The organism is Sphaerisporangium sp. B11E5, assembly GCF_039871875.1.
Taxonomy (GTDB): Bacteria; Actinomycetota; Actinomycetes; order Streptosporangiales; family Streptosporangiaceae; genus Sphaerisporangium.
The window spans coordinates 21576-34850 of sequence record NZ_JBDPMD010000073.1; the positions used below are offsets into that span (position 1 = coordinate 21576).

The following is a 13275-nucleotide window of genomic DNA, read 5'->3' on the forward strand; positions in this document are numbered from 1 at the left end:
CGGCCGCCCGCCGGCGGGGCGCGTACCGGCCGCTAGAAGCGGCGTTCCCTGATGTGCACGGCCTGGAGCAGGCCGATGGCGATCATGTTGGCGAACGTCGCGGTGCCGCCGTAGGACACGAACGGCAGGGGCACGCCGGTGATCGGCATGATGCCGATGGTCATGCCGATGTTCACGTACGTCTGGAAGGCGAACCAGCACACGATGCCACCCGCCATCAGCGCCCCGAAGCGGTCCTCGCAGCTCCGGGCGATGCGCAGGCCGCGCAGCAGCACCACGCCGAGCAGCGCGACCACGGTGATCGCGCCGAGGAAGCCGAACTCCTCGCCGGCCACGGTGAAGATGAAGTCGGTGTGTTGCTCGGGCACGAACCGGCCGGTGGTCTGGCCGCCGTGGAACAACCCTTTGCCGAACACTTCGCCCGAACCGATGGCGATCAGCGACTGGGTGCTGTTGTACCCGGCGCCGCGCGGGTCGTTGGCCGGATCGACGAAAGCGGTGAACCGGGCGATCTGGTACGGCTTGAGCAGGCCGAAGAACCACACCGCGAGGCCCGCGAGCACTGTCAGCAGGGTGAGCGCGACGATCCAGCGTTTGCGCAGGCCGGCGAAGATGACCAGCGCGCCGGTGATGACGGCGAGCACCATGGTGGTGCCGAAGTCCGGCTGGAGCATGACCAGGCCCATCGGGATGGCCGCGGCGGCGATGCCGAGCAGGAGGTCCAGCGGGCGGGGCCGGTCGGAGCCCGCGGCGGGCTCGGCGAGCAGGGCGCCGAGCATCAGGATCAGCGCCGGCTTGGCCAGCTCGGACGGCTGCACCGCGAAGCCGCCGCCGAGCAGGATCCACGAGTGCGACCCGTTGATCGTCGAGCCCAGCGGGGTGATCACCGCGAACAGCCCGAGCAGCGACACGCCGTACACCGCGGGCGCGTAGACCCGCAGCGTGCGCTGGTCGGCCATCGCCGCGAGGCCGCACAGCGCCCAGCCGATCAGCAGGTTCAGGATGTGCTTCTTCACCATGCCGGTCGGGGCGCCGGCCGCCCAGGTGCGGGTGGACGACCACACCAGCAGCGTGCCGATCACCGACAGCGCGAGCACGGCGACCAGCAGCACGCCGTCCACACGCCACACCGCCGACCGGGCACCCATGGCCCGCTGGATCAGGGAGTCGCCCTGCGGGGCGAGAGCCTGGCTCACTGCGCCACCGTCCCGTCTCTCCTGATGGTGGGGAGCCGGTCCGGAGGTCTGCCGCCGGGCAGCGCCGCCTTGCCCTTCACGCCGTAGATGGCCTCCCAGATCTCCCGGGCCGCCGGGGCGGCGGCCATCGAGCCCTGGCCACCCTGCGAGACGGTGACCACGACCACGAACCGCGGGTCACCCGCCGGGGCGAACGAGGCGAACCAGGAGGTGTCCTCCTTGCCGTAGACCTCGGCCGTACCGGTCTTGCCGCCGATCTTGACGAGGTCCATGGGGAAACCGCCGAACGCGCCCGCCGCGGTGCCGTCGGAGGTCACCTCGCTCAGCGCGTTCCGTATGTAGCCGCGCGTGCCCTTGTCCACCGGCAGCTTGCCCATCACCGGGGCCCTGACCTCCCGCACCTGCGTGCCGTCGGGGCTGACGATCGCCTTGGCGATGCGCGGGCCGCGCAGCTTGCCGTCCCCGACCAGCGCGGCGTACGCCACGGCGAGCTGCAGCGGGGTGACCAGCACGTCGCCCTGGCCGATGGAGAGGTTGGCCGCCTCGGCGGCGTGCCACTCGAAGCCCTCCAGGCAGTTCTCGTTCGCCAGGCGCTTGAGGTAGGCGGCGCGGCCCGGGTTCTGCTTCGCCACCTCGGGATAGCCCGTCTTGGCGCGGTGGCAGCTCAGGTCCTTGGTCGCCTTCCACTGCTCCTTCTTCCAGGCCCGGCCGGGGATCCGGCCCGGCACCTCGCCGGGCAGGTCGATGCCGGTGCGGGTGCCGAACCCGTACGCCTTGGCGGTGTTGGTCATCGGCTCCTTGGGACGGCGGACCGGTGTGTCGCCGCCGTCGCGCTTCCACATCTCGTACGCCGCCCGGTAGAAGATCGTGTCGCAGGACTTCACCAGCGCGGTGTGCAGGTTCATGGGGCCGAGCCCGATGCCGCGGAAGTTGTGGAACGCGGTGCCGGCGACGTCGTAGACGCCGGGGCAGTCGTAGGTGCCCTTCAGCGGGTAGCCGTCCCTGACCATCGCCGACACCGAGGTGATCTTGAAGGTGGAGCCGGGGGCGTACTGGCCGTGCGTGGCCCGCGAGATCAGCGGCAGGCCCGCCTTCTCCGACAGCAGATGCTGGTACTCCTTCTCGGAGATGCCGCCCGCCCAGACCGCCGGGTCGTACGTCGGCATGCTGCCGATGGCGATCACGCCGCCGGTCTTCACGTCCAGCACGACGGCGGCGGCGCCGTCGGCCTTCGGGGCGTTCTTCATCGCGCGGGCCAGCGCCTGGTCGACGGCCTTCTGCACGCCGGTGTCCATGTGGGTGATCAGGATGTCGCCGGGGACCGGGGAGGTCTGCCGCTCGATGCCGAGCACCTTGCCCATGCGGTCCACCTGGACGCGGCGCAGGCCCGGGGAGCCGCGCAGCTCCTCGTCGTACACGTACTCCAGGCCGTCGCGGCCCACGAGGTCCACGCCGGAGAAGTTGGCCTTCAGCTTGGAGCGCTTCTTCAGCTCCTCCTCGGTGACCGGCTGCAGGTATCCGAGCGTCTGGGAGGCGCCCGTGCCGAGGGGGTACTCGCGCACGGCCTGCACCTCGGCGAGCACGCCGGGGAAGTCCTCCTGGCGTTCCAGGATCTGCAGGGCCTGCCGGGTGGAGACCTTGTCGTCGATGGGGATCGGGGAGTACAGCGAGCCGGGCCAGCAGGGACGGGTCACCCGGGGGCCGCACGGGCGGATGCGCTCGCGCAGCTCCTTGACGGGGCGGCCGAGCACCGCGCCGAGGCGCTTCAGCACGGCCGCGCCGCCGTCGCGCATACGTTCCAGCTCGGCGCGGTCCACCGACACGACCAGCGCGGAACGGTTGCGCACCAGCGGGCGGCCGCTGGAGTCGAGGATCGGGCCGCGGACCGCGGGGACGATCACGTCCCGGGTGCGGGTCTCGGTGGCCGCCACGACGAACTGCGGGCCGCGCACCACCTGCACCTGCCACAGGCGCAGGGCCAGCACCACCAGCAGGGTGACGACCAGGAACTGCAGCACCACCAGCCTGGCGCGGACCCGGGTCACGCCCGCCTCCGCACCGGGTAGGCGCCGGTCGGCACGGCCCGGCGTCTCGGCCGCTCCCCCGACCGCCGCGACACCACCCAGAAACCCGCCGCCGCGATCGCCAGGTCGTACATCACCATCGACGGCCACACCCGCAGCGGCGCCGGCCAGCCCACCCGCGGGTCGCCGAGCAGCTCACCGACGCCCGCCGCCAGCAGCGGCGCCGCCAGCACCGCCACGATCACCGTCACCGCCACCGCGCCGGGCGCCCGCTCCCCCGCCCGGCCGACCGCGAAGCCCACCAGGCAGAACACCAGCGCGTACTGCCCCATCACGTGCGCCGCCGGGGGCAGCACGTCGGCGACCAGGCCGATGAGGAAACCGATGACCGCGCCGCCCGCCGCGCCCCGGCCGATCGCCAGCGCCACCACACTGAGCAGGATGAGATCAGGCCCCCCGCCCCCGGGGAACGCGACCATGTTGATCACACTGACCTGCACGACCATGACCGCCGGAACCAGCAGGACCGCCGCGACCCCCCTCATGCCCGCACCCCTCTCGCTCGCTCATTCCCGGTCGCCGTCACGACCCTCACGACCCTGGCCGCCGCGCCCCCCTGCGGCGTCCTCGCCCTCGCCGGAAGGGTCGTCCCGCTGACGAGGCGGCCCCTCCTGGGGCTGGGCCGGTGGCTCCTGGGGCTGGGCCGGCGCCTCGTCCGGGCGGGCCTGCGAGGGAGGTGCGGCGGGGGGCGGGGCCTCGGCGCGGGCGGGTTTCTTCGAGGGGGCCGGAGCCGGGGGCAGCATGGCGTCGCGGGGATCGCGGGCGGGGGCCTGGACGACGACGCCGACCACGTCCAACGCGGTGAAGTCGGCGAACGGCCGGGCGTAGGCCACGCGGGTCAGCTCGCCCGGCGTGGGCTCCACCCGCTCGATCGTGCCGATCGGCAGGCCCGGCGCGTACGGCGTGCCGCGCTCGGAGCCGAAGCTCACGATGCGGCTGCCGACGGTCAGCGACGACACCGAGTCCAGCAGACGGAACCGTACGAACCGGCCCTCGGCGGACGGGCCGAGGCCGGTGACCAGGCCGACCTTGTTGCTCTGCTCCACCCGCGCCCCCACCGACGAGGCCGGGTCGGTCAGCAGCACCACGGTCGAGCTGGACGGGCCTGTGTGCACGACGCGGCCCACCAGGCCGTCGCCGTTCAGCACGGTCATCTCCGGCCGCACGCCGTCCCGGGAACCGGCGTCGATCTCGACGGCGTCCTCAAACCCGGGCACCCCGCGCCGGGCGATCACCTGTGCCGCCACCACGCGGTACCGCCCGAGCCCGGACAACCCGAGCATGGCGGACAACTCGGCGGACCGGCGGCGGTCCAGGCCGCGCGCGGTCAGCTCGCCGCGAAGCCGGGCGTTCTCGGCCCGCAGCCGCGCGAGATGCCGTCTGGCCTCCGGCGCCGAGGTGAACGTCGTCACGAAGTCGCCGACCGGGCGCACCACCGCCGTGCCGGCCTGCTCGGCCCAGCCGAAGACCGACGTGCCGAGGGAGCGGAACGGCTCGAACAGCGAGTCGCCCCGCTGCCGGTGGTCGATCGTGATCAGGACGAGTGACACGGCCAGCAACAGGCCAAGGGTGATCCGCGCGCGGCGGGTATCCCTCATCGCGCTCTCTGCTCCCTCGGTGCGCCGGTCAATGTCTCGGTTCCGGCACCAGCACCTGCTGCAGCACCTCGAACTCCTCGACGCACTTGCCCGAGCCGAGCGCCACCGAGTCCAGGGCGTTCTCGACGAGGTGGATCGGCATGCCGGTCTCGTCGCGCAGGCGGTCGTCCATGCCCCGCAGCAGCGCGCCGCCACCGGTCAGCGCGACACCGCGGTCCATGAGGTCGCCGGAGAGCTCGGGCGGGCATTTGTCCAGGGTCGTCTTGACGGCGTCGACGATGAGTTTGAGGGGCTCCTCGGTGGCGCGGCGGATCTCGTCCGCCGAGACCACCACCGTCTTCGGCAGGCCGGTGACGAGGTCGCGGCCGCGGATCTCGGCGTGGCAGTCGTCGCCGGTGGGACACGCGGAGCCGATGGCGATCTTGATCTCCTCGGCGGTGCGCTCCCCGAGCATCAGGGAGTACTCCTTCTTGGCGAAGGACATGATGGCGTGGTCCAGCTCGTCGCCGCCCACCCGGATGGACTGGCTGGTCACGATGCCGCCCATCGAGATGATCGCCACCTCGGTGGTGCCGCCGCCGATGTCGACCACCATGTTGCCGGTGGGCTCGTGCACCGGGAGCCGGGCGCCGATCGCCGCCGCCATCGGCTCCTCGATGATGTACACCCGGCGCGCCCCGGCCTGGTAGCCGGCTTCCTTCACCGCCCGCTGCTCCACACCCGTGATGCCGCTCGGCACGGCCACGATGATGCGCGGCTTGGCGAAGTGGCGGCGTTTGTGCACGCGCTGGATGAAGTAGCGCAGCATGCGCTCGGTCACGTCGAAGTCGGCGATCACGCCGTCCTTCAGGGGACGGATCGCCACGATGTTCCCGGGCGTCCGGCCAATCATCCTCTTGGCCTCGATGCCCACCGCAACGATCTTGCCGGTGGTGGTGTTGATGGCCACCACCGACGGCTCGTTGAGCACGATGCCGCGCCCGCGCACGTAGACCAACGTGTTGGCCGTGCCCAGGTCGACGGCCATGTCACGGCCGAGGAACGCCAGCTTGCTGCCCATGGGGAAGGAAACCTTCCTTCAGGTGAGTCGCGAGAGATTACGATTCGCATTCGAATCGTAACGTGACGTACCCACTCCCGAGGGCAACGAGCCACCACCCTGTGGAAAATCTTGCCCCACCCGGGCCTCAAACCCCCCGGCACCGCCCGCGTGCCGCCGGTTCGCTACCCGCGGCCCACCAGGGGAAACGTCGCCGTTGCGGCCTCATCGCCACATATGCGCGGCGTCCGGACGATCGCGCCGCCGCGCCGGCGAGGCATGTGCCCACGGTGCCCGGCAGCACACGGCCCCGGTGCGTCGTTCAGCACACCGGGGCCGTGGGGACGTCGCTCAGAAGCGGTCCGGGAAGAAGATCTTGATCTCGCGGGCGGCGGACTCAGGGGAGTCGGAGCCGTGGACGACGTTCTCGCCGATCTCCAGGGCGTGGTCGCCGCGGATGGTGCCCGGGGCGGACTTCACCGGGTCCGTCGCCCCGGCGAGCGCACGGAACGCCTCGACCGCGCGGGGCCCCTCCAGGACCATCGCCACCAGCGGCCCGGAGGTGATGAACGACACGAGCTCCCCGAAGAACGGCTTCTCGGCGTGCTCGGCGTAGTGCGCCTTGGCGGTCTCGGCGTCCAGCGTGCGCAGATCCATCGCGACGACCTTGAGGCCCTTGCGCTCGACTCGGGCGATCACGTCCCCGACGAGCCCACGGCGGACACCGTCGGGCTTGATCAGGACAAGCGTGCGCTCGGACACGAGAATCTCCTTAAGTCAACTGATCGCCGCCCACCCAAGAGGCCCACGGCGAAAGGGGAAGCCTGCCCGCAGCCTACCGGCCCGCACCTCCTACCCCGTCCTTCCTCAGCACCCATCAGCCCGACCGACCGACCGGCGTACGAGCGGGGCAGCAACGGCCGGGCGGGCGAGCGGCAAGCACGCAGCGGACCGGCACGCAGGGCGGGCGCGCGGCGGACCGGCACGCGGCCAGCCTGGCGGCCGGCGGGCGGCAGGGGCCAGCAGACGGCTGGACGGTCCAGCACCCACCCGGCCCACCCGGCCCAGCCAGCCGGCAGGCGAGCGGGCGGCGGGCCGGCGGGGCTTCAGGGCAAGACGATCGCCTTCCTGGTGACGCCGCAGGGGGTGGAGCAGGTCGAGCTCACCGAGCCGTGGCGGGCCGTCGGCGTCCGTGAGCGCATACCCGGCTGATTGCCGGGCACGGAATCGGAAGGAGAGAGGAAAACGCAGCTCAGGCAGGCGGGAGGCGGGCAGGCTCCGCGGGCGGGAGCGGCTACCCCGGGTCCTTCTCACCGTTCCCGCCGGCGGCCGGGAACCCGATGGTGTTCCCGTCGTTGGCGGAGTGGTGATCAGCCAGGTGATCGTTGCCCGGGTGGTCATTGCCGGGGTAGTGGTTGCCGGGCTGATCGTTGGCGAGGTGGTCGTTGCCGGGGTAGTGGTTGCCGGGCTGATCGTTGGCGAGGTGGTCGTTGCCGGGGTGGTCGTTGCCGGGGTGATCGTTCCTGGGGTGATCGTTGGCGGCGTGCACGTTCGGCATGTCCGGGGTGGGATGCGGCGTGCGGGGCGCCGGGTGGAAGGTAGGGTCGCGGCGGCGCAGGACGGCGCCGAGGGACAGGATGGCCACGACGACGAACCCGGCCACCAGGGCCCAGATGTGCAGGGCGCCTACGAAGCCGTCCACCATGGCCTGTGACGTGACCTTGCCCGAGGTGCTGATGGCGTGCAGCCAGCCCACCTGGATGCCGGTGCCGAGCAGGAACCCGCTGAGCACGGCGGGGAAGCACAACGACAACCCGAACAGCCCGGCGTGCGGCCCGGCGAGCACCACGGCGGCGCTCACCGCGACCGCGGCACCGGCGGCGAGCAGCACCAGCGGCACGACAAGCGGCATCCCCGTCGCCGACGGCACCAGCAGCCGTACGCCGCACAACGCCGCCACCACCGCGACCAGCCCACCCGCCACGACCAGCGGCACCGGCCCGTCCACGGCACCGCCCCCCGCGCCCGCCGGACTGCTCCCGTCCTTCGCCCGCGAGGAAGAGGCCGCGCCGTCCTGGGGCACCGTGCCGTCGAGGCCGTCCAACGCGGCCGGGTGGTCCCCGGGCACCGGACCGGCCTCGGCGGTTCGCGCCACCACGGCCCCCTCATGCGCCGCGAGCTCGGAAAACCCCGCGGCAGGAGGGTCGTCACCGGCGTCCAGGGACCCGGGAGACGTCCGGCGGGTGACGACGAAGCGCACGGTGGCGACGGCGGCGACGAAGGAGAGAAGAGCGGCGAGGACGAAGGGCGCCCACAGACCGGAAAGCCCCGGGCCGCCGAGGCCACCGAGCTCGACGTACGTCATCTGGGCCGTCGTGGGCAGCACGACGAGGCCGACGGCGACCATGACCAGCCCGGCCATGCGCGCCGCGAAGCCCCCGGCCCGCCGTACGCAGGTCAGCGCGATCAGCGTGACGACGGCCACCGCCGCCGCGACCAGGATCAGCTCGGACGGCCAGTTGAACGTCGTGCCGACCGCCAGCACCGCGATGCCCGCCGCCGGCCCGGCCGCGAGCGCGAGTTGCCCCCGCTCGGCCACCGGCCCCCGGGTCAGCACCCCTGGCCCTGCGTCCCGCAGACGGGACACCGCCAGATGGACGGCGGCGAGGGCGAGAGCCACACCGGTCAGCAGCGGGTAGGGCTGGAGCGTCACGCGCCAGGACGTCACGTCGTCCAGCGGCCACAACGCCAGCGCCTGCGCCGCGAGCAGGCTCGTGCACAACGCGGCGGCCCACAGCGGCACCAGCACGCGCCGGGCGGGCCCCGGCCGTTCCCAGGTCGCCGCGAACGTCGCCGGCACGAGCACCCCCGCGCCCGCCCCGTGCAGGACGCGCAGCGCCCCCACCTCGAACGTGGAACCGGCGAAGCCGCCGGCGAGATCGGCCACGGCCAGCAGCGCGAGACCGGCCAGCATGAGCGGCGCGGGACGGAAGCGGCGCAGCGCCGCCCCCGCCAGTGGCACGACGCACAACATGACGGGAAGGGCCAGACCGTGCGCCCGCAGGATGCCGACCCCGGCGATGCCCGGGGGAAGCAAGGCGGACACCACGGAGATGGTGTTGGGGATGGCGACGATCGCCAGGGGGAGCCCGATGACGGTAAGCAGACCGACGACCACGTCGGCCGCGAACGGCAGGCGATTGACCCTGGCGAACCCGGCGAGCCTCGCCGCCGGCACTGGTGGAGCGGGGGGAACGGCCATACCAGCCGACTTTAGCGCTAAGTCACGCCCTCGACACGCCGTGCGACGAATATCGCGGTAATCCACAACGCCGCGAAGATCACACCAAGGAAGAACATGATCGGCACCAGGAAGCCGGTGGCGATCGCGAGCACCTGCACCACGCTGCCCGCGATGTACGCGAACGGCCGCTTGAGCAGCCCCGCGATCACCACGCACACCACCGCGAGCCCGATGCCCACCGTGACGGCCGTTGCCGGCTCGACCTTGTTCACCATGATGGCGACCGGCGTCACCAGCGCGAGCACGATCGCCTCCATGCCCAGCACGCTCGCGCACAACCGGCGCATCCCCGGCGTCACGGTGATGCTCATCGGCACTCCTCCCGGCCCGGCCTTCACTCGGACTCCGCGCGCAACAGGGTGCGGGCGTCCCCAGCGGTCACGACGGAACCGGTGATCAGCACACCCGAGCCGCTGAACTCGCCCGCGTCCTCGGCCAGGCCGATCGCCGTGTCGATCGCGTCGTCGAGGCGAGCGGCGACGTGGACGCGCTCGGCGCCGAAGATGTCCTCGGCGAGGGACCTCAGCTCGTCCACCTCCATCGAGCGGGGCGAGGAGTTCCGGGTCACGACGATCTCCGCCATGACCGGTTCCAGCAGCTCCAGCACACCCGCGACGTCCTTGTCCGCCATGACGGCGACGACCCCGATGAGCCGTTCGAAGCCGAACGACTCCTCCAGCGCCTCGACGATCGACTCCACCGCCCCCGGGTTGTGCGCCGCGTCCACCAGCACCGTCGGCCCGCGCCGCACCACCTCCAGGCGCCCCGGCGAGGAGACCTGCGCGAACGCGTTCCGCACCAGATCGCCGTCCAGCGGGTCGTCCCCCGCCGTGAGCGTCTCGACCGCCGCGAGAGCGCACGCCGCGTTCCCCGCCTGATGCTGCCCGTACAGCGGCAGGAACACCTCGTCGTACACCCCCTTGAGCCCCTGCAACCGCACCATCTGCCCGCCCATGGCGAGCTCACGCTGCACGACCCCGAACTCCAGCCCCTCCCGCGCCACGGTCGCCCCGATCTCCGCGGCCCGCCTGAGCAGGATCTCCGCCACCCCCAACGGCTGCTGCGCCAGCACCGCCGTGGCCCCCGGCTTGATGATCCCCGCCTTCTCCCGCGCGATCGCCTCGATGTCCGGCCCGAGGTAAGCCATGTGATCAAGCGAGATCGGCGTCACCACCGCGACCGTCCCGTCCGCCACGTTGGTGGAGTCCCACGTCCCCCCCATCCCCACCTCGACCACCGCGACATCCACCGGCGCGTCCGCGAACGCCGCGTACGCCATGGCCGTCAACGTCTCGAAGAACGACAACCGCCCATGCTGCTGGTCCACCAGCTCCAAGTAGGGCAGCACATCCTCATAGACCTGAACGAACCGCTCCTCATCGAGCGGCTCCCCGTCCACGGTGATCCTCTCCCGCATGGAACTCAGATGAGGACTGGTGAACCGCCCCACCCGCAGATTCCGCTCCCGCAAAAGAGTGTCGACCATCCGCGCCGTACTGGACTTCCCATTCGTCCCCGTGATGTGCACCACGGGATACGCCCGCTGCGGCTGCCCCAACAAATCCATCAATTTGTTGATCCGGTCCAGAGTCGGATCGATATCCCACTCCACACCCCGCCGCAAGATCGCCTTCTCAACCCCCAAGTACTCCACCCCCGAAGCCTACTGACCTCCGCCCACCCCTCCCTCCCCGCCACCCCACACCACCTGCCTCCCGACGGCCACCACCAGGGCCCGAAGTCGGGGTTGCAAGGACTCGCGCATCGCCCGGCGCGGGATCGAGTCCGGGCAGCGCCTGGGACGCCACCACTGGGTGGTCGAGAGGACCGTCTCCTGGCCGGCCGGCTGCCGACGCTCACACCGCCGCTGGGAACGGCGAGCCGACCACTTCGCATCCTTCGTCGCCATCGCCGGAGCCCTCATCTGCTATCGCCGACCCACCAGATGAGTCGTCGTCTTGATGCGGATTCCCCGATGCCCCGCTGCGGGAGCGTGCCTCCCATGGCGACACAAGCACCTGCCGAGGCAGTCCTTCGTCGCACTGGCACTTGGCATGCCACTGCTCGGAACAGCCAGGTGTCAGTCGAAGACGATGACTTGACGGCCGACCACGTCACCTCGAGCCAATGCGTCGAGCCTATCGTTGATGTCCTCGAGCTTGACCGGCGTGACGGTGTGTTTTATCCGACCTTCGCCGGCGAGGGCAAGGACCTCGGTGAGGTCGTTGTGGTTGCCCCAGAAGGAACCGGAGAAGGACCTCTCGCCGGACACGAACGGGAACAGCGGCAATTCGACACGCTGGCCCATCAGGCCCACCGATACCAGAGCTCCTTCGTAGGCCAGGAGAGAAGCGTTGAGCGCTAGTGACTCTGAAGCTCCGGAGCAGTCCAGGACGGCGTCGGCCTCTCCACGACCGGTCAGCTCCGCGAGCTCGGCCCGCACCTGATCGGTCGTCTTGCCGCGGGTGTTCATGGTGTGGTCGGTGCCGTTCCGCCGAGCCACGGCGAGTTTGTCGTCGCTGCGCGCGAACGCCACCACGGTGGCGCCGCTGCCGAGCAGTGCCGCATATTGCACGCCGTAGCTTCCGAGTCCACCGATCCCGCTGACGATGACCGTGCGTCCCGGCCCCAGCCGTTCGGTGGCGCGGAGCTTCTTCATTCCGCGATAAGGGGTCAGCCCGGCATCCACCAAGGGTGCCAGGTACTCAGGCTTGAGATCCACGTCCGGATCGATGCGGACGAGGTGGCGGCTGGGGGCCGTGACGTACTCGGCGAAGCCTCCGGGCGGCCCGAAGCCGATCCACCCCCCGCTTCCTGTACACAGTTGCTCGTTCCCCTCATGGCACTGCCGGCAGGTACCGTCGCCCCAGGCAGGGTCCACGACCACCAGATCGCCTTCCGACAACCCGGCAGAAGCAGGAACGTCGGCGCCCACCTGAGCGACGTGGCCCGCGATTTCATGGCCGGGAATATAAGGGAATACGAGCTCCGTGGGAAAGTATCCGTCAAGGAGCTGGTAGTCGCTGCGGCACATCCCTGTGGCCCGGACCCGAACGAGAACCTCGCCCGGACCCGGCTCAGGGACCGGAACCTCTTCGATCAGCAGCGGCCGTTTGTAGCCGTGCATTCGCGCTGCGAGCATATTCATGGAACCTCCTCGGCATGCTGCCGCAGGACACCGGCCGCTTCGATGCGCTGGAGTTCCAGTTGCTGCTGAACGGGTCTGATCGCGACGGGTCCACAACGGGTATCTGAAGGTTCAAGCCGCAGTGTGGCAGTACATGACGAATCAATCGACGATACAAGGCCAATCCTCACTGTATTCGGTTCCGCTGGTGGGTAGCGGAGATCTTCGGCCACAGTGGAGGAAAGGCCGGTGGTGGACCGTCTGGGTGGTTTCCCTTTTCTGTTCAGTTTCCGTCAAGTGCGTTCGCCGCACGTTTCGGACACCAGGTAGCGACTCATCGGGGATCGGTCGCTAGATCGTTCATCGATGTGCACAGCGGACAGCAGCCAAGAGACAGCCGGATGCCGACGGAAGTCCGCCAGGCCCCGATCACCGGCTTCGCTGTACCACGTCCCGCCGCGTCGGCACCGTAAAAGTGGCAGTGGCTGGGGCGGCCATGCCGGCCGCCGTAGAGGGCGCCGGGGTTCGCCGCACCACGTCCTGCCGCGTCGGCGCCCTGGAGAGAGGGAGTAGAGGGGTAGGAGGCGGCCGTTCCCGCCGCCGTAGGGCAGCGCCGGGTTCGTCGTTCTACGTTCCGCCGCGTTGATGTCGGTGAGAAGCCCGTGGAGTGGGAGGCGGACCTTTGCGGGCGGCAGCGCCCTGTGTGTGGGAGGGGCGTTCTGTAGAAGGAGGCGTGTTCGGCGGGCGGGAGCCCGCTGGGCGTGGTGGTGGGTGTCGTGCCGGCGGTGGGGGTGGGGGTTTGGGTGGGCTGGTGCTGATGGAGTGGGGAAACTCAAGCGGGCGGGCCATGACCACAGCAACCGAAGTCGGGGTTGGAGGGGGTTGATCGGTTCGAGGCGCCTGGGTGGTGGGTACGCCGGTGGGCCA

General features: G+C 70.9%; 10 protein-coding genes and 1 pseudogene. 1 reads left to right on the forward strand and 10 read right to left on the reverse strand.

The features are described from left to right. Window positions 1–32 precede the first annotated feature (32 nt). The 9 genes from rodA to ABGB17_RS36775 form a co-directional block, all read right to left on the reverse strand. Complete coding sequence (gene rodA / locus ABGB17_RS36735; protein ID WP_347638595.1) at window positions 33–1196, reverse strand: rod shape-determining protein RodA; 1164 nt, start codon at window positions 1194–1196, stop codon at window positions 33–35. Beyond that, window positions 1193–3241, reverse strand: coding sequence for a penicillin-binding protein 2 (gene mrdA / locus ABGB17_RS36740; protein WP_347638597.1), 2049 nt, complete (start codon window positions 3239–3241; stop codon window positions 1193–1195). Before mrdA ends, rodA begins: the two co-directional genes overlap by 4 nt. Beyond that, window positions 3238–3765: a rod shape-determining protein MreD gene (mreD, locus tag ABGB17_RS36745; RefSeq protein ID WP_347638599.1), complete on the reverse strand. Its 528-nt coding sequence runs from the start codon at window positions 3763–3765 to the stop codon at window positions 3238–3240. Before mreD ends, mrdA begins: the two co-directional genes overlap by 4 nt. Window positions 3766–3786: 21 nt before the next feature. Continuing rightward, the gene (gene mreC, locus ABGB17_RS36750) at window positions 3787–4878 is read right to left on the reverse strand and encodes a rod shape-determining protein MreC (RefSeq protein WP_347638601.1); all 1092 of its coding nucleotides are present in this window, start codon (window positions 4876–4878) and stop codon (window positions 3787–3789) included. A 28-nt stretch (window positions 4879–4906) separates the two neighbouring features. Further along, on the reverse strand, window positions 4907–5926 hold the full coding sequence (locus tag ABGB17_RS36755) for a rod shape-determining protein (RefSeq protein WP_347638613.1): 1020 nt from the start codon (window positions 5924–5926) through the stop codon (window positions 4907–4909). Window positions 5927–6268: 342 nt separating this feature from the next. After that, a complete protein-coding gene (ndk, locus tag ABGB17_RS36760) occupies window positions 6269–6679 on the reverse strand; it encodes a nucleoside-diphosphate kinase (RefSeq protein ID WP_347638603.1) in 411 nt (136 codons plus the stop codon). Between the two features lie 532 nt (window positions 6680–7211). Next, window positions 7212–9179, reverse strand: a complete 1968-nt coding sequence (locus tag ABGB17_RS36765) for a hypothetical protein (RefSeq protein ID WP_347638605.1) — start codon at window positions 9177–9179, stop codon at window positions 7212–7214. A gap of 17 nt (window positions 9180–9196) precedes the next feature. Beyond that, on the reverse strand, window positions 9197–9532 hold the full coding sequence (locus ABGB17_RS36770) for a DUF4233 domain-containing protein (RefSeq protein ID WP_347638607.1): 336 nt from the start codon (window positions 9530–9532) through the stop codon (window positions 9197–9199). A 23-nt stretch (window positions 9533–9555) separates the two neighbouring features. After that, a complete protein-coding gene (locus ABGB17_RS36775) occupies window positions 9556–10875 on the reverse strand; it encodes a folylpolyglutamate synthase/dihydrofolate synthase family protein (protein WP_347638609.1) in 1320 nt (439 codons plus the stop codon). Window positions 10876–10981: 106 nt separating this feature from the next. Between ABGB17_RS36775 and ABGB17_RS36780 the strand changes: the two are divergent. Next, a pseudogene (locus ABGB17_RS36780) lies at window positions 10982–11170 on the forward strand (IS5/IS1182 family transposase); the annotation flags it as partial. Window positions 11171–11301: 131 nt separating this feature from the next. On the opposite strand, the gene ABGB17_RS36785 reads toward ABGB17_RS36780, so the two are convergent. Then, a complete protein-coding gene (locus ABGB17_RS36785) occupies window positions 11302–12369 on the reverse strand; it encodes an NAD(P)-dependent alcohol dehydrogenase (RefSeq protein WP_347638611.1) in 1068 nt (355 codons plus the stop codon). Between the last annotated feature and the right edge of the window lie 906 nt (window positions 12370–13275).

What these genes read in the sequence shown, in the direction of transcription:
- ABGB17_RS36765 (WP_347638605.1), bottom strand. Translation starts at nt 9,179, where the DNA reads ATGGCCGTTCCCCCCGCTCCACCAGTGCCGGCGGCGAGGCTCGCCGGG.
- ABGB17_RS36785 (WP_347638611.1), bottom strand. Translation starts at nt 12,369, where the DNA reads ATGAATATGCTCGCAGCGCGAATGCACGGCTACAAACGGCCGCTGCTG.
- mreD (WP_347638599.1), bottom strand. Translation starts at nt 3,765, where the DNA reads ATGAGGGGGGTCGCGGCGGTCCTGCTGGTTCCGGCGGTCATGGTCGTG.
- mreC (WP_347638601.1), bottom strand. Translation starts at nt 4,878, where the DNA reads ATGAGGGATACCCGCCGCGCGCGGATCACCCTTGGCCTGTTGCTGGCC.
- ABGB17_RS36770 (WP_347638607.1), bottom strand. Translation starts at nt 9,532, where the DNA reads ATGAGCATCACCGTGACGCCGGGGATGCGCCGGTTGTGCGCGAGCGTG.